We start from the raw sequence: 15,199 nt of genomic DNA on the forward strand, positions 1-15,199 counted from the left end.
TACCCCGGTAGTAGACCGGAGTTGGCTCCCCGGTGTGACGCCCCCTCACCCGCCCTCTTCCTACCTTCCTCCCGGTCGCACCGATCGGTGCGACGGCAGAGAGGGAGGGCACGATGCGCCGATACGCGAGGACCGTGGCCGCACTGGCACTGGCCGCCAGCGTGGTGACGGGGACGGCGGGCTGGGTTTCGGGGGATGCGCAGCAGGCACTGACCGGTCCGCCGCCCGGCAGCGCGTCCTGGCGGGCGGACCGGACGCCGGGCGGTGAGCTGCCGGATCCGGAGCACTCGACCCCCGCCGAAGTGGCGTCCTTCTTCGCCGGGTTGAGCGACCAGGAGCGTCAACTCCTTCTCGTACGGCATCCGTCCGTCGTCGGCAACCTCGACGGCGCACCCCTGGAGCTGCGCTACCGCGCCAACTCCCTCGCGCTGGCAGCTGCCGACGATCCCCGCTACCGCTCGCTCGCCGCGCCCGGTCGGCAGATCCTCGCCTTCGATCCCCGCGGGCGCGGCCAGGTCGCCGAGGTCTTCGGGGAGCTGCGCACCGCGCGCCGGGTCTCGGTGGTGGTGCCCGGCTCCGACAACGACGCCGGGACCTTCGACCGGAAGGCCGCCGCCCACGGGGCCCCGCCCGGTGTGGCCAGGACCCTGCACGCGGCGGCCGGTCCGAGCACCGCCGTCATCGCCTGGGCCGGATACACCACCCCCGTCGGCGTCGGCATCGACGCCGCGACCGGGCGGCTCGCGGAGGCGGGGGCCGGGCGGCTGGAGCGGTTCACCGAGGGGCTGATCGCCGACGGGCTGCCCGAACCGGCCGTGTTCTGCCACAGTTACGGCTCGGTCGTCTGCGGGCTCGCCGCCCACCGCCTGCCCGCCACCGACCTGGTGGTCCTCGGCTCCCCCGGCATGCGGGCCGACAACGTGGACGCGCTGCGGACGCGGGCCCGGGTGTGGGCGGCGAAGGCCCCGGACGACTGGATCGACGACGTGCCGAGCGTGCGGTTCGCCGGGCTGGGCCACGGCACCGACCCCACCGACCCGGCGTTCGGGGCCCGCCGCATACCCGCCTACGACGCCGAGGGGCACACGGGGTACTTCGCCCCGGGTACGGAGTCGCTGCGGGTCTTCGCTTCGATCGCCCGGGGGTCCTCGGCGGAGGGTGCGGCCCGATGACGACGCACACGCACACGCTCACGCAGACGCGCGCGCACCGGCTCGCCACCCGGGTCGAGGCCGCCACCCCAGCCCACCGGGACCGGGCGATCGACGGGCTGCGCGCGCTCGCACTGGTCGCCGTGCCGCTCGGCCACTGGATGCTCGGCGGCTTCCGGCTCGACGCGGACGGGCTGCACAACGCGAGTCCGCTCGCCACGTTCGGTGCCCTCGCCCCGTTCAGCTGGGTGCTCCAGATGCTCGGAATCTTCTTCCTCGTCGGCGGGTACGCCTCGGTCCTCTCCTACCACCGTCGGCCGTCGACGACGGCCGACTGGCTGCGCGGGCGGCTGGTCCGGCTCGGCAGACCCGTGCTCGGGGTGGCGGCCGTGTGGGCGGTGCTGCTGGCAGTCCTGTCCTGGCTCGGCGTGCCGGGCGACACCCTGCGTACGGGGTCGACGCTGGTGATCCAGCCGCTCTGGTTCGTCGGGGTGTACACCGTGGTCACCGCGCTCACCCCGCTCTGCGTCCGCCTGGCGCGACGGTTCGGCGGGTGGGCGGCTCTGCCGCTGCTGGGGTCGGTCGCGGTGGTGGACTTCCTGCGGTACGGGCCGCTCGCGGGCGGGATGCCGTCCTGGCTGAGCCTGGCCAACCTGCTGCCCGGCTGGCTCTTCGCCTACCTGCTCGGCGTCGCGTGGGGCGAGGGCCGGGTCGGGAAGCGGGGAGCGCGGCTGCTGCTGCTCGGAGGTGCGGTGCTCTTCGCCGTACTCCTGCTGGTCTTCCACTACCCGGCGTCGATGGTCGGCGTGCCCGGCGAGGTGCGGACCAACTCCCATCCGCCGTCGCTGCTGGTGGTGGCGTTGGCGGCGGCCCAGAGCGGGGCGGCGATGCTGATACGGGAGCGGCTCGGGCGGTTGCTGCGCCGACCGCTGCTGTGGGCGCCGGTCGTGGCGGTCAACCTGTCCGCGATGACGATCCTGTGCTGGCACCAGAGCGCGATGCTGGCGGCAGCCGTACCGGTCTCGCTCATGGACACGACGGTGGCGGGGCTGACGACCGGGCCGGACACGGTCGGCTGGATCCTGGCCCGGCTGGCATGGCTGCCCGTGTTCACGGGGCTGCTGGTGCTGATCGCCCGGTATGCGCGCCGCTTCGACGCCCCGTGGCAGACGGGCACCCGCGCCGCGAACGCCCGCCGCGTGGTGGCGGGGCTGCTCGCGGCGGGGTTCGCGGTCTTCGCACTGGGGCTGGCGTGAGGGGGGCGGGGTGGCCGGGCACTGATGAACTTCATGAACCAGGCGATGACTTCACAGGGCTCGCCCCTTCCCCGTACCGGCTACTCCCGCGCCGCCGACGTGTTGCTCATGTCCGGGTAGCGGTCCCCCGCCACCTGGCCCGCGATCGGCTCCAGGAGGGCCAGCTCCTCGGGTGTCAGGGTCAGCCGGGTCGCCGCCACGTTCTCCAGGAGGCGGCTGCGCTTACGGGTGCCGGGGATCGGGACGACCGTCAGGCCGTGCGCCTGCGCCCGCTGCTGCACCCAGGCGAGCGCCACCTGCGCGGCCGTCACCCCGCGGGCGGCGGCGATCTTGTGGACGGGCTCCAGCAGGGCCGCGTTGGTGCGGGCGTTGTCGCCGGTGAAGCGGGGCTGGTGCTTGCGGAAGTCACCCTCGCCCAGCTCCTGGCCCGCGTCGGTGAAGGCCCCGGTGAGGAAGCCCCGGCCGAGCGGGGAGTACGGCACGAGGGTGACACCCAGCTCCGCCGCCGCGCCGACCGCACTCAGCTCCACGTCCCGGCTGAAGAGGGACCACTCCGACTGAAGGGCGGCGATCGGGTGCACGGCGTGCGCCTCGCGCAGCTCGGGTCCGGTCACCTCGCTCAGGCCGAGCTGCCTGACCTTGCCCTGCTGGACCAGCTCCGCCATGGCGCCGACCGATTCGGCGAACGGGACGGCCGGATCGCGGCGGTGCATGTAGTAGAGGTCGATGACATCGGTCCTCAGCCGGCGGAGGCTGGCCTCCACGGCGGTGCGGATGTACGCGGGGTCGTTGCGCACCGCCCGGTACCGCGGGTCGTCCGTCCGCTCGATCGCGAACTTGGTGGCGAGCGTGATCTCGTCCCGGTGGGCGCCGACGAAGGGAGCGAGGAACTCCTCGTTGGCCCCGCGCCCGTAGATGTCGGCGGTGTCGAAGAGGGTGACGCCGGCTTCCAGCGCCGCGTCGAGGGTGTCCCGGGCGGAGCTCTCGTCGGTCTCACCGTAGAACTCGCTCATGCCCATGCAGCCGAGGCCCTGGACCCCGACCGTCGGCCCGCCGTCGCCGCCGAGCCGGACGGTGCCGATGGGCGTGCCGTGGTTGTCGTTGTCGGTCATCAGGCGCTGTGCCTTTCCGGCGCCCGGCGGGCGCCCGCGTAGAACTCGATCTTGTGGTCCAGGACGGCGAGGGTGTCATGCAGCTCCGCGATGCGGGTGATCACGTCGCGGCGGGTCGACTCCAGCAGCTCCTGCCGCTCCTCGAAGGTGGACTCGCCCTCGCGCAGCAGCTCCGCGTACCGCACCATGTCGGCGACGGGCATCCCGGTCAGCCGCAGCTTGCCGACGAAGGCCAGCCAGTCCAGGTCGCGGTTGGAGAAGCGGCGTTGGCCGGTGTGCGAGCGGTCGACGTGGGGCATCAGCCCGATCCGCTCGTACCAGCGCAGGGTGTGCGCGGTGAGCCCGGTGAAGGCGACGACCTCGCTGATCGTGTAGCTGTCCTTGCCGGTGGGACGGGGGTGCGGCCTGGGCGGGGCCGTACAGGCGTTCAGCCCTGCGGGGGGCTGTGGTTGTGGAGTGGTGGCAGGGGTGGTCCGGGAAGTTCCGTCGATCACCGTCATGCCCTCCACGCTAAATCCTTGGAGTGCACTCGAAGCAAGCGAAGTCCGCACGGGGATGGAGAGTTCCGCTTGGATGACCCGTATGACTCATGTGCACCTCGCGGCCTGTGGCTCGGCCTACTTCATCCCGCATGCCCTGATAGCGCTGGGTGCCTTCGGAACGTAGCCCCCCGCCCAGGCCCGGTCACCTCGGGCCACACCTGAGCACGTTGGCGGTCGGCCCCGGAAGTCCCTGGCCCGCAGCCTGATCTGCTTCAGACGCCTCAAGAAGACCCGCACATGATCGCGATACGAGCCCTACGGAACAGGGCTCGGATTCAGGTGCGGGAAGCCGGCCCCGTCGTTCTCGCTCAGGTGCCGTCCCGGGAATGGCCTTGCCGCTCCGGATCTTCGGTACGTAGCCTCACCGATCATGAGCACCGCACGCCGCGCCACCCCCGAAGACGCCGAAGAGCTGGTCCGCCTCCGCACGGTCATGCTCGATTCCGTACCGAGCCACCCCGCCTACGCCTCCGCACCCGACGGCAGCGCCGCCTGGCAGGCCACCGCCGTGGAGACGCTCCGCACCAAGCTCTCCGGCCCCGCTGGGAACCTCACCGCCTTCGTCGTGGACGACGCGGAGGGTACGGGCCTGGTGGCCTGTGCCGTCGGGACCATCGAGTACCGGCTCGGCAGCCCCTCCAACCCCCATGGCGCCACCGGCTACGTCTTCAGCGTCGCCACCGACCACGCCCACCGCCGCCGGGGCCACGCCCGCGCCTGCACGGAGGGTCTCCTCGGCTGGTTCCGCGAGCGCGGGGTGCCCCAGGTCGACCTGCGCGCATCCGACGAGGCCGAGCCGCTGTACGCCGCGCTCGGCTTCGCCCGCACTCCGGACCCGGCGATGCGGCTCCGCCTCTGAACGTTAGGCTCGGGTCCATGGAGAGCCTGCGGATCATCGACACCTGGCCGGTCCCGACTGCGGCGGCAGCCGTCGTACGGGCGGACGGCACCGTCCTCGGCACGCACGGGCCGACCGGCCACCGCTTCCCCCTCGCCTCGGTCACCAAGCCGCTCGCGGCCTACGCGGCGCTGGTGGCGTACGAGGAGGGGGCGATCGAGCTGGACGAGCCGGCCGGGCCCGAGGGCTCGACCGTCCGCCACCTCCTCGCCCACACCAGCGGCCTCGCCTTCGACGAGCACCGGGTGACGGCCCCGCCCGGCGAGCGCCGCCTCTACTCCAACGCGGGCTTCGAGGTGCTGGGCGACCACATCACCAAGGCGTCCGGCATCCCGTTCGCGGAGTACCTGCGCCAGGCCGTCCTGGAGCCGCTGAACATGGCCTCCACCTCGCTCGACGGCTCCCCCGCCCGCGACGGCGTCTCCACCGTCGACGACCTGGTCCGCTTCGCCGCCGAGGTCCAGGCACCCCGCCTGCTCGACCCCCGTACGGTCCTCGAAGCCCAGAGCGTCGTCCATCCGGGCCTCAAGGGCGTCCTGCCTGGTTACGGCCACCAGAGCCCGAACGACTGGGGCCTCGGCTTCGAGATCCGCGACGCCAAGTCCCCGCACTGGACGGGCACTTCCTCCTCCCCGGCGACCTTCGGCCACTTCGGCCAGTCGGGCACGTTCCTGTGGATCGACCCGGTGGCCGGGGTGGCCTGCGTGGCCCTGACGGACCGGGCCTTCGGGCCGTGGGCGGCGGAGGCGTGGACCCCGTTCACGGACGCGGTGCTGGCTGAGGTCGCGGGCTGAACCGGGCGCGAAGCCCGGTCGCCTTCCTCCGGTCGACGCACTCGAACCACACGGTCTTCCCCGTGCCGTCCCACCGCTTCACCACGCCCCAGTCGTCGGTGACGGCATTGACCAGAATCAGCCCCCGCCCGCCGTCGTCGAGCTCGTCGCCCCTGATCGCCAGCGGCACGACCGGGCTGCTGTCCGCGACCTCCACCCGTACGCCGTCCCCGGTCGGCAGCCGGAAGATGAACGTCTGGCAGCGCCGACCGGGCACGTGCCGCACCACGTTGGCGATCAGCTCTGTCAGCGCGAGCTCCGCCGCCGGGGCGAGGTCGCGCAGGTCCCAGGCGGTCAGGTAGAGCCGCAGGATGCGGCGCAGATGCCCGGCCGAGTGCTCACCCATGGCGAGGTCGGCGCGGTACACGGGCTCCCCCGGATCGATTCGGGGGATGGATACACGATTCATGCCTCCAGCGTGCAAGCAGATGACTACGCTCGGCTACGCCGTGAAACGAACGCCGCAAGGCGTTGCACACCGGAGGTCCGTGCTGTGCCCAACGTCCAAACGCTCGACCCGTGCGCTTCCCCCCTCGACTACTTCGGCTCGGAGCTGCGCCGGGTACGCGAGGCGCACGGCCTGAAGCAGGCCGACCTGGGCTCGATGCTCTACTGCACGGGCTCGCTGATCGGCCAGATCGAGACGACGAAAAAAGTCCCCACCCGCGAGTTCGCCGAGGCCCTGGACCAGGCGCTCCGCACGGACGGGCTGTTCTCCCGGCTGGTGGGGCTGGTCCTGCGCAGCCAACTGCCGAGCTGGTTTCGTCCGTACGCGGACATGGAGGCGAAGGCCGCGTACATCGCGACGTACCAGTCCCAGGTCGTTTACGGGCTGCTCCAGACGGAGGCATACGCGCGGGCGGTGCTGGCCACCGGCATGCCCGACGACCTGGAGAGCCTGGTGGCCGCCCGGATGGAGCGGCAGCGCATCCTGGAGCGGGAGCAGCCGCCGCTCACCTGGGTGGTTCTGGACGAGGCCGTGCTGTACCGGCCGATCGGCGGCCACGAGGTGATGCGCGCCCAACTCGGCAGGCTGTTGGAGTCCGCCGCGAACCGCTGGATGCGCATCCAGGTGCTGCCCTTCGAAGCTGGCGAACACGCGAGCCTGGACGGCTCGTTCACCACCATGCGCTTCGAGAACGACCCGGACATCATCTACACCGAGGACCTCATCTCCGGCCATATGACGGCCAACCCCGACACGATCCGGGAGGCCTCGCTCCGATACGCTCACCTCCAGGCCACCGCACTCTCCGTCGAGGAATCGGTGGCGCGGATCAGCCGCGTGATGGAGGAGCGTTATGGAGACCGGCCCCGACCTGAAGAGCGCGGAATGGCGTAAGTCCAGCTACAGCGGGTCCACCGGGGGCGAATGCGTCGAGTGCACCGTCACCGGCGGCGCCGCCTGGCAGAAGTCCTCGTACAGCGGCCCCAACGGCGGCGAGTGCGTCGAGATGGCCCCCGCCCCCTGCGGCGCCGTCCCCGTCCGGGACAGCAAGAACCCCACCGGCCCCGCCATCACCATCAGCGCCCCCGCCTGGCAGGCGTTCGTGGACGGGCTGCGCTGACCCGACCCACCTCGCTCCGACTCGCCCCTCAGAGCGTTGAGTTCAGACGTAATTCGGTTGCCCGGGATCAGGTCGGCACGTAGCTTCTCGCCTGGCCCCGGGTGGTCTGGACCAAGCCCGGGGTGTCGAGCTACTGCCCCGGGGCGCTGATGACCGCGAAACAGGCCGTTCGACCGCCGAGCGACACCGAGCCGGGCATCTTCTCCCGGCCGTACGCGGCGGTCACGCTGACCTTCGCCGCGGTGATGTTCCTGACCGGGTTCGCCGCGCTGGCCGTGGTGCCCACGCTGCCGACGGCTGCCCAGGATCTGGACGGGGTGTCCCTGTTCCCCCTGGTGGCGGGCAGCTTTGTGGCCGCGAGTCTGCTCGGTGGAGTGCTGGGCGGGCACTGGGCGGACCGTTCCGGTGCTCGGCGTCCGCTGGCGCTGGGGATGGTCCTCTCCGTGCTGACGCTGCTGGTGTCGGCGTCCAGTGCGTCGGTCTGGCAGCTGGTGATCGGCCGCTTCGTCGACGGTCTGTCGGCCGGAATGGTCGCGGTGTCGGTGACGACCGCCATCGGTCAGTCGTATCCGGAGTCCCTGCGGCCCAGGATGCTCGCGATGATGAGCGCGAGCTGGATCATCCCGTCCCTCGTCGGGCCGCCGATCGCCGGGGTGGTCGCCGAGGCGTGGTCCTGGCGTGCGGTGTTCTACGGCCTGGCCGTGCTGACCGCGCTGCCCGCGATAGCCCTGGTGGCGGTCTTGCGCCGGGCCGCCCCGGCGGGCGAGGGGGACGGGGACGGCGGCCCGGCCCTGCCCGACCTGCCGCCCGCGGAGGAACGCGCCTCCCGGCCGCCGCTGTTCGTCGCGGCGATGCTCAGTCTGGGTGCGGCGCTCGGCCAGTACGGCGTCTCGGGGTGGGATGTGCGCCACCTGCTGTTCGTCGTCGCCGGGGTCGTGCTCCTGGTGGTGTTCGCCCCCCGGCTGCTTCCACGGGGCACCTGGCGCGGCGCTCGCGGTCTGCCCACGGCGGTGCTGCTGCGCGGGCTGACCTCGGGAACGTACTTCACCGTCGAGGCGCTGGTGCCGCTGATGCTGATCACCGAGCGGCGGGTGGCCGCCGTGACGGTCGGCGTGGCGTTCACCGCCTCCGCCGTGCTGTGGGCGGGCGCGTCGTGGGTGCAGGGCAAGCTCCTCCAGCACGTCGCCCGGCACCGGCTCGTCACGGCGGGTGCCCTGATCATGGCGGCGTCGGTCGCGTTCGCCGTCGTGGGCAGCTTCTCCGGGGTGTCCCCGCTGGTCGCCATGGTCGCCATGCCGCTGGCGGCGATCGGGATGGGGATGCTCGATCCCTGTGTCACCGTCCTCTCGCTCTCCCACAGCGCGCCGGGCCGGCTGGGCCACACCACCAGCGCCATGCAGACGAACATGAACCTGGGGCAGGTCGTGGTCCTGGGGTTCGCCACCGCCGCTCTCAACGTCAGCCTGGCGGCGGGGACCGGCCGACTCGGCGGCTACGCGCTCACCTTCTCGCTCCTGCTGGTGCCGACCCTGCTGGTAGCCGTCCTGGCCGTCCGCGCACGTAACGACTGAGGGACCCGAACCCGCCCCCGTACGGCCTTACCCGCATCCCCCGCCGTTACGGCGGCTCCTGCGGCGTTCCTTGATCCTCTCACCCACGATCCCGGCAGCCAATCCGGCGGCGAGCGGTAGCACGACCTGGCTCTGCCAGCCGTCCCCGAGAAGGACGGACAGCCCTCCCGCCGCGCCCAGGACGCAGACGATGATCAGTACATCGGACAGCTTCATTGTTCGTTTCCCCTCGCCCCCGGGCAGCGGAAGCGCCACCCGCCTGAAGCGCCGCCGGTAGTGGCGATCACCAGGACACACTGCCCCGACCCCCTCCCCGCCCGCCCCGGCGGGGGTGCGGCCGCGGGGAGGGGCTCGTACAGGCTTGCTAGGTTCGTGCGCCATGCGATCACTTGCGTACGACCTCGAATTCCGGGAGCAGTCCACCCGTGTACGCGACTGGGGAGCCGGTCTCCTGCTCGTGTCGGTCCTGCTGTGGGGCTGGTGCGGGCTTCTGCTCCTGACGGGCTCCTCGGCCGAACCCGACTGGTCCCAGGCGCTGGCCGTCCTGCTGCTCTCCGTGCCCGTGTCGATCGTGGGGACAGCGCTGTTCACGACCGGTCTGGTGTGCCGCCGGATGAGCGCGCACGGCCAGGCGATGCGCGACCTGGACAGGCTGGCGGACGAGCGGGGGAAGGGTTCCGGCCCCGGCCCTTCCTGACCGGGCCCGGCCCGGCCCCGGGCCTGGACGCCCCTCCCCCTCCCCCTCCCCCTCCCCCGCCTACTTCTCCGCCAGCAGCTTCTCGTAACCGACCAGCCGTACGCAGGCGGTGACGCCCGCGATGGCCTTCTCCAGCTCCTCAAGGGTGGGGAAGCTGGGGGCGATCCGGATCACCGCGTCGTCCGGGTCCTGGCCGTGCGGGTGGGTGGCGCCTGCGGGCGTGAGGACGATGCCGGCCTCGGCGGCGCGGCGCACCACCTCGCGGGCGCAGCCGTCGAGCACCTTCAGGGTGATGAAGTACCCGCCCTTGGGCTCCGTCCAGGTGGCGAGACCCGTACCGCCCAGCTCGGCTTCGAGGGTGCGCAGAACGGCGTCGAACTTGGGGCGGAGCTCGGCCCGGTGGAGATCCATGTGGGCGTGCACGCCCGCCTCGTCCTTGAGGAAGAGCGCGTGGCGCAGCTGGTTCACCTTGTCCGGGCCGATGGTGCGTTTGGCGGCGTTGGCCAGCAGCCAGGTGACGTTGGCCGGTGAGGAGCCGAAGAAGCCGACGCCGCTGCCGGCGAAGGTGATCTTGGAGGTGGAGCCGAAGACGAAGGCCCGGTCGGGGTGGCCGTGGTCGGCACAGGCGGTGAGCAGGTCGGCGATCTCCACGCGCTCGTCGGTCAGGTGGTGCACCGCGTAGGCGTTGTCCCAGAAGATCCTGAAGTCCGGGGCGGCGGTGGTCATGGCGGCGAGCCGGGTGACGACTTCGTCGCTGTAGCTGATCCCGTCCGGGTTGCTGTACTTCGGGACGCACCAGATGCCCTTGATCGAGGCGTCCTCGGCCACGAGCCGTTCCACGGTCTCCATGTCCGGGCCCTCGTCGGTCATCGGGACCGGGATCATCTCGATGCCGAAGCGTTCGCAGACGCCGAAGTGCCGGTCGTATCCGGGGACGGGACAGAGGAAGGCGATGCGCTCCTCGTCCACCCACCGGGACGCGGCTCCCGGCATCACACTCAGCATCGCGTGCACCAGGCTGTCGTGCATCAGTTCCAGGCTGGAGTTGCCCGCGGCCACGAGCTGCCCGACGGGCACCTGGAGCGGGCCGCTGAAGATCTCCCGCAGCTCCCGCAGGCCGTGGAGACCGCCGTAGTTGCGGGTGTCCAGGCCCTCTGCGCTCTTGTACGTGTCGCCCGGCAGGGCGAGCAGCGGCGCGGAGAGGTCGAGCTGGTCGGCGGACGGCTTCCCGCGCGTGAGGTCGAGGGAGAGGCGCCGCGTCACCAGCTCTGCGTAGTCCTGCCGCGCGCGGTCTCGGTGGGCGGCCAGGGCATCGGGGCTGGTCTCGATGGGATTGACGGGAATCTCCTCCGAACACGCGGCGTACGGGAATGTGTCGCACCCAGCACCCTACAAAGGCCCGTACCGGAGGCTCCCGCCCGCCCGCTGCGGGGCCGGTCAGACCGCCATCTCCCAGATCACGATCTCCACGCCCTCCGCTCCCTCCCCCGCTCCCGCTCCCGCGACGGCGACCGCCTCCAGGCCCTCCGCCCCGGTGATCCGGGCCGCGTCACCGGGCCCCAGCTCCTCCCCGTCCACCTCGACCCGGCCCCGCACCACATGCACGTACAAACGCACCGCGTCCGGCAGGGCCGTGCGCTCGCCCGCCGCCAACCGCCGCACATGCAGCACCGCGCCGGCCGCCGGCAGTGCGTACGGGGCGGCCGTGTCCGCGAAGCCGGGGACGACCGTGTACGAGGGTGCGCCGCCCGACTCCAGGGGGGCCAGCCACATCTGGAGGAAGGCCAACGGGGCTTCGCCGTCGTTGCGTTCGACGTGACGGACCCCGGCGGCGGCGCTCAGGTGGGCCAGCCCTCCGGCCCGTACGACGTGGGAATGACCGGCCGAGTCGCGGTGGGTCAGCTCGCCCTCCACCACCCAGGTGACGATCTCCGTATGGCTGTGCGGATGCTCGTCGAAGCCCGCGCCGGGGGCCAGGCGCTCCTCGTTGCAGGCCAGGATCGGGCCGAAGCGGAGGTTGTCGGGGTCGTAGAAGGGGCCGAAGGAGAGGGCGTGCCGGGTCTCGATACCGGCGTCCGGCTCACCGCCCCGGTAGCGGTCCTTCGACCTGTGTACGGAGATCACCCGGCCACGGTAGCCCGCCGGGCGGTCGTACGGTGCTGCTGTCCGGGTACGGCGGCCCCGATCCGGACGTTCCCGTTCCCACGGTGGGGCGGACCGTCGCCCCGCCCCACCGACCCACCGGCCCGATAAGGCAGTCTTGTCCTCGTGCCCCGACCCGATCCTGAGCAGCCCGCCGCCCACGACGCCCACCTGCATGCCGCGACCCTGAAACGGCTGGAGCAGTCCTCCGGCCGGCTGGCCGCGAACGCGATTGCCCGCATGGACGAATCGCTGCCGTGGTACCGGGCGATGCCACCGGAGAACCGATCCTGGATCGGCCTGGTCGCCCAGGCCGGTATCGCGGCGTTCACCGAGTGGTTCCGGCATCCGGAGACCCCGCAGGCCATCTCGACCGATGTGTTCGGCACGGCCCCGCGTGAGCTGACACGAGCGATCACGCTGCGGCAGACCGTCGAGATGGTGCGGACGACGATCGAGGTCATGGAGGCCGCGATCGAGGAGGTGGCGGCGCCGGGTGACGAGTCGGTGCTGCGGGAGGCCCTGCTCGTCTACGCCCGGGAGATCGCCTTCGCCACCGCCCAGGTCTACGCCCAGGCCGCCGAGGCCCGGGGCGCCTGGGACGCGCGGCTGGAGTCGCTGGTGGTGAACGCGGTGCTCTCCGGGGAGGCCGACGAGGGGGCCGTGTCCCGGGCCGCCGCGCTCGGCTGGAACTCGCCCGAGCACGTCTGCGTCATCCTCGGCACCGCGCCCGACGGGGACAGCGAGCTGACCGTGGAGGCGATCCGGCGGGCCGCCCGCCACGCCAAGCTCCAGGTCCTCACCGGCGTCCTCGGCAACCGGCTCGTCGTCATCGCGGGCGGCAGCGACAACCCGCTCCAGGTGGCGAAGGGCCTGATCGGGCCGTACGCGGCCGGGCCGGTGGTCGCCGGGCCCGTCGTGCCGGACCTGCTGGCGGCCACCCGGTCCGCGCAGGCGGCGGCAGCGGGGCTCAAGGCGTGCCTGGCGTGGCAGGACGCCCCGCGCCCGGTCCTGGCGGACGATCTCCTGCCGGAGCGCGCGATGGCCGGGGACCCGGCGGCGCGGGAGCAGTTGGTGGAGGAGATCTACAGACCGCTGGAGGAAGCCGGCTCCGCGCTGCTGGAGACGCTGAGTGTCTATCTGGAGCAGGCGAGCAGTCTGGAGGGGGCGGCACGGATGCTTTTCGTGCATCCCAACACCGTGCGCTACCGGCTGCGACGTGTGACCGACGTCACCGGGTGGTCACCCTCCGATGTCCGCTCGGCGTTCACCCTGCGGATCGCCCTGATTCTGGGGCGCTTGGCCGCGGCGGATCAGCAGTCCTAGACTTTTGTCGGACTTCAACAATTCCCCTGACGGTTCTTCGTCCCTGTCCCCACGGGCGGCCGGAGCCGTCCACAAGAGAGAGTGTGAGGGTGCTCGTACTCGTCGCTCCCGGCCAAGGCGCTCAGACGCCCGGCTTCCTGACTCCCTGGCTCGACCTCCCCGGTGCCGCCGACCGCATCGCGGCCTGGTCCGACGCCATCGGGCTCGACCTTGCCCACTACGGCACGCGGGCCGACGCCGACGCGATCCGCGACACGGCCGTGGCCCAGCCGCTCCTGGTCGCCGCCGGACTGCTCTCGGCTGCCGCCCTGGATGCCGTTTCCCCTGACGTCGTCGCAGGTCACAGCGTCGGTGAGATCACCGCCGCGGCGATCGCCGGCGTCTTCGACGACGAGGCGGCGCTCCGCTTCGTCCGCACCCGGGGGCTCGGCATGGCCGAGGCCGCCGCGGTCACGGAGACCGGTATGGCGGCCCTGCTCGGCGGCGACCCCGCCGTCACGGTCCCGCACCTGGAGAAGCTCGGCCTGACCCCCGCCAACGTCAACGGGGGCGGCCAGATCGTCGCCGCCGGCACCGCGGCCCAGCTCGCCGCCCTGGAGGCCGACAAGCCCGAGGGCGTCCGCCGGGTCGTCGCGCTGAAGGTGGCCGGCGCGTTCCACACGCACCACATGGCCCCGGCCGTGGAGAAGCTGCGCGCGGCCGTCGGGGACCTCACGGTCACCGACCCGACGGTGCGGTACGTGTCCAACGCCGACGGCCACACCGTCGCCACCGGCACCGAGGTCGTCGCCCGGCTGGTCGGCCAGGTCGCCAACCCGGTCCGCTGGGACCTGTGCATGGAGACGTTCCAGAAGCTCGGCGTCACCGCTCTGGTCGAGCTGAGCCCCGGCGGCACTCTCACCGGGCTCGCCAAGCGGGCTCTGCCCGGTGTGCGGACGCTCGCGCTCAAGACACCCGACGACCTCGACGCGGCCCGCGCGCTCATCTCCGAGCACGCAGGCGCCTAAGGAGCCCGAGAGCATGTCGAAGATCAGGCCCAGCAAGGGCGCCCCGTACGCGCGCATCCTCGGGGTCGGCGGCTACCGCCCGACCCGGGTCGTGCCGAACGAGGTGATCCTCGAGAAGATCGACTCCTCCGACGAGTGGATCCGCTCCCGCTCCGGCATCGTCACCCGCCACTGGGCGTCCGACGAGGAGACCGTGGCCGCGATGTCGATCGAGGCGTCCGGCAAGGCCATCGCCGACGCGGGCATCACGCCCGAGCAGATCGGCGCGGTCATCGTCTCGACCGTCTCGCACTTCAAGCAGACCCCGGCCGTCGCCACCGAGATCGCGCACAGGATCGGGGCGGGCAAGCCCGCCGCCTTCGACATCTCGGCCGGTTGCGCGGGTTTCGGCTACGGCCTCACCCTCGCCAAGGGCATGATCGTCGAGGGCTCGGCCGAGCACGTCCTGGTCATCGGCGTGGAGCGGCTCAGCGACCTCACCGACCTGGAGGACCGCGCGACGGCCTTCCTCTTCGGTGACGGCGCGGGAGCGGTCGTCGTCGGCCCCTCCCAGGAGCCGGCCATCGGCCCGACCGTGTGGGGCTCCGAGGGCGACAAGTCGGAGACCATCAAGCAGACGGTGGCCTGGAACGACCTGCACGTCGGTGACGTCTCCAAGCTGCCGCTCGACTCCAAGGGCGAGATCAAGTTCCCGGCCATCACCCAGGAGGGCCAGGCGGTCTTCCGCTGGGCCGTCTTCGAGATGGCGAAGGTCGCCCAGCAGGCGCTGGACGCGGCCGGGATCGCCCCGGAGGACCTGGACGTCTTCATCCCGCACCAGGCCAACATGCGGATCATCGACTCGATGGTGAAGACCCTGAAGCTGCCGGAACACGTCACGGTCGCCCGTGACATCGAGTCCACCGGCAACACGTCCGCCGCCTCGATCCCGCTCGCGATGGAGCGGCTCCTGGCGACCGGTCAGGCCAAGAGCGGCGACACCGCGCTCGTCATCGGCTTCGGGGCGGGTCTCGTCTACGCCGCGACGGTCGTTACTCTCCCCTAGTCACACCGGGCCTTCCGGTCCGCGTGTACGAACATCGAACAAACCCACCGA

The 15,199-nt window shown here is 72.0% G+C and carries 17 protein-coding genes; 11 read left to right on the top strand and 6 right to left on the bottom strand.

The window, feature by feature from the left end:
• The first annotated feature begins 113 nt into the window (after window positions 1-113).
• Both AC0682_RS10940 and AC0682_RS10945 read left to right on the top strand, forming a co-directional pair.
• Window positions 114-1,172: an alpha/beta hydrolase gene (locus AC0682_RS10940; protein ID WP_478532265.1), complete on the top strand. Its 1,059-nt coding sequence runs from the start codon at window positions 114-116 to the stop codon at window positions 1,170-1,172.
• Entirely contained in the window at window positions 1,169-2,407 is a 1,239-nt protein-coding gene (locus AC0682_RS10945) for an acyltransferase family protein (RefSeq protein ID WP_478532267.1), read from the top strand. The genes AC0682_RS10940 and AC0682_RS10945 overlap by 4 nt, the downstream gene beginning before the upstream one ends.
• An 80-nt stretch (window positions 2,408-2,487) precedes the next feature.
• Here the strand turns inward: AC0682_RS10945 and AC0682_RS10950 are convergent, their stop codons facing one another.
• Window positions 2,488-3,519 (bottom strand): aldo/keto reductase, encoded by a 1,032-nt coding sequence (locus tag AC0682_RS10950; protein ID WP_478532268.1) that lies wholly within the window; start codon window positions 3,517-3,519, stop codon window positions 2,488-2,490.
• A complete protein-coding gene (locus AC0682_RS10955; RefSeq protein ID WP_478532269.1) occupies window positions 3,519-4,019 on the bottom strand; it encodes a MerR family transcriptional regulator in 501 nt (166 codons plus the stop codon). The genes AC0682_RS10950 and AC0682_RS10955 overlap by 1 nt, the downstream gene beginning before the upstream one ends.
• Before the next feature lie 412 nt (window positions 4,020-4,431).
• Here AC0682_RS10955 and AC0682_RS10960 point away from each other — a divergent pair, with 412 nt between their 5' ends.
• Both AC0682_RS10960 and AC0682_RS10965 read left to right on the top strand, forming a co-directional pair.
• The gene (locus AC0682_RS10960; protein ID WP_478532270.1) at window positions 4,432-4,920 is read left to right on the top strand and encodes a GNAT family N-acetyltransferase; all 489 of its coding nucleotides are present in this window, start codon (window positions 4,432-4,434) and stop codon (window positions 4,918-4,920) included.
• Between the two features lie 17 nt (window positions 4,921-4,937).
• Entirely contained in the window at window positions 4,938-5,753 is an 816-nt protein-coding gene (locus AC0682_RS10965; protein ID WP_478532272.1) for a serine hydrolase domain-containing protein, read from the top strand.
• Here AC0682_RS10965 and AC0682_RS10970 read toward each other — a convergent pair.
• The gene (locus tag AC0682_RS10970; RefSeq protein ID WP_478532273.1) at window positions 5,719-6,201 is read right to left on the bottom strand and encodes an ATP-binding protein; all 483 of its coding nucleotides are present in this window, start codon (window positions 6,199-6,201) and stop codon (window positions 5,719-5,721) included. The two genes, AC0682_RS10965 and AC0682_RS10970, sit on opposite strands and share 35 nt — an antisense overlap.
• An 84-nt stretch (window positions 6,202-6,285) precedes the next feature.
• On the opposite strand from AC0682_RS10970, the gene AC0682_RS10975 reads away from it, so the two are divergent.
• From AC0682_RS10975 to AC0682_RS10985, 3 genes are all read left to right on the top strand, one after another.
• Window positions 6,286-7,134, top strand: a complete 849-nt coding sequence (locus AC0682_RS10975; protein ID WP_478532274.1) for a helix-turn-helix domain-containing protein — start codon at window positions 6,286-6,288, stop codon at window positions 7,132-7,134.
• Window positions 7,094-7,360, top strand: a complete 267-nt coding sequence (locus tag AC0682_RS10980) for a DUF397 domain-containing protein (RefSeq protein WP_478532275.1) — start codon at window positions 7,094-7,096, stop codon at window positions 7,358-7,360. The genes AC0682_RS10975 and AC0682_RS10980 overlap by 41 nt, the downstream gene beginning before the upstream one ends.
• Before the next feature lie 149 nt (window positions 7,361-7,509).
• Window positions 7,510-8,931 (top strand): MFS transporter, encoded by a 1,422-nt coding sequence (locus AC0682_RS10985; RefSeq protein WP_478532329.1) that lies wholly within the window; start codon window positions 7,510-7,512, stop codon window positions 8,929-8,931.
• Window positions 8,932-8,958: 27 nt separating this feature from the next.
• Here AC0682_RS10985 and AC0682_RS10990 read toward each other — a convergent pair whose 3' ends face one another.
• Window positions 8,959-9,147, bottom strand: a complete 189-nt coding sequence (locus AC0682_RS10990; RefSeq protein WP_478532276.1) for a hypothetical protein — start codon at window positions 9,145-9,147, stop codon at window positions 8,959-8,961.
• Window positions 9,148-9,310: 163 nt separating this feature from the next.
• On the opposite strand from AC0682_RS10990, the gene AC0682_RS10995 reads away from it, so the two are divergent.
• Window positions 9,311-9,628: a hypothetical protein gene (locus tag AC0682_RS10995; protein ID WP_478532277.1), complete on the top strand. Its 318-nt coding sequence runs from the start codon at window positions 9,311-9,313 to the stop codon at window positions 9,626-9,628.
• A 60-nt stretch (window positions 9,629-9,688) separates the two neighbouring features.
• Here the strand turns inward: AC0682_RS10995 and AC0682_RS11000 are convergent, their stop codons facing one another.
• A complete protein-coding gene (locus AC0682_RS11000; protein ID WP_478532331.1) occupies window positions 9,689-10,957 on the bottom strand; it encodes an aspartate aminotransferase type Ic in 1,269 nt (422 codons plus the stop codon).
• Between the two features lie 108 nt (window positions 10,958-11,065).
• Window positions 11,066-11,752, bottom strand: a complete 687-nt coding sequence (locus AC0682_RS11005) for a pirin family protein (protein ID WP_478532279.1) — start codon at window positions 11,750-11,752, stop codon at window positions 11,066-11,068.
• A 144-nt stretch (window positions 11,753-11,896) separates the two neighbouring features.
• On the opposite strand from AC0682_RS11005, the gene AC0682_RS11010 reads away from it, so the two are divergent.
• The 3 genes from AC0682_RS11010 (at window position 11,897) to AC0682_RS11020 (ending at window position 15,148) form a co-directional block, all read left to right on the top strand.
• Window positions 11,897-13,096, top strand: a complete 1,200-nt coding sequence (locus tag AC0682_RS11010; protein WP_053561394.1) for a PucR family transcriptional regulator — start codon at window positions 11,897-11,899, stop codon at window positions 13,094-13,096.
• 89 nt (window positions 13,097-13,185) lie between these two features.
• Window positions 13,186-14,103, top strand: a complete 918-nt coding sequence (locus AC0682_RS11015; protein WP_254812633.1) for an ACP S-malonyltransferase — start codon at window positions 13,186-13,188, stop codon at window positions 14,101-14,103.
• A gap of 13 nt (window positions 14,104-14,116) precedes the next feature.
• Window positions 14,117-15,148: a ketoacyl-ACP synthase III gene (locus AC0682_RS11020; RefSeq protein WP_254812632.1), complete on the top strand. Its 1,032-nt coding sequence runs from the start codon at window positions 14,117-14,119 to the stop codon at window positions 15,146-15,148.
• Window positions 15,149-15,199 lie beyond the last annotated feature (51 nt).

It is taken from the genome of Streptomyces sp. NPDC043746 (assembly GCF_056436485.1).